This is a genomic window from Streptomyces sp. SID13726, from assembly GCF_010548375.1.
In the GTDB taxonomy this organism is placed as follows: domain Bacteria; phylum Actinomycetota; class Actinomycetes; order Streptomycetales; family Streptomycetaceae; genus Streptomyces.
Genome location: NZ_JAAGLY010000666.1, coordinates 1 through 408, shown reverse-complemented (window position 1 = coordinate 408; position 408 = coordinate 1). Strand labels below are relative to the sequence as shown.

Below are 408 nucleotides of genomic sequence, written 5' to 3'. Positions count from 1 at the left end.
CGAACGACGCGCTCCTCACTGCCCAGCCGCGCTGGAGCTACTTCATGGTCTGGTCCGAGCAGCTGCGCGGGAGCAACACGAACGCCGAGATCCAGGCGGCGTACTTCCACCCGCGCGTGCTCAACCAGGGCGAGGTGCAGCTCGGCTCCGGCGGGACGCCGAACCCTGGCCCGGCTCCCGCGACCGGCGCGATCGTCGGGCTCGCCGGCAGGTGCGTCGACGTCGCCGCGTCCGGGACCGCGAACGGGACCCCCGTCCAGCTCTACACGTGCGCGCCGGGAGTCGCGCAGACGTGGGAGGTCCGCGCCGACGGCACGATCCGCAACCCGAACGCGGGCAGGTGCCTCGACGTCGCGGGCCAGGGCACCGCCAACGGCACGGTGGTCCAGATCTGGGACTGCAACGGCT

General features: G+C 73.0%; 1 protein-coding gene. It reads left to right on the top strand.

The window, feature by feature from the left end:
* Positions 1 to 44 precede the first annotated feature (44 nt).
* A partial coding sequence (locus G3I78_RS49675; RefSeq protein ID WP_164437257.1) for an RICIN domain-containing protein occupies positions 45 to 408 on the top strand: 364 nt, incomplete at its 3' end.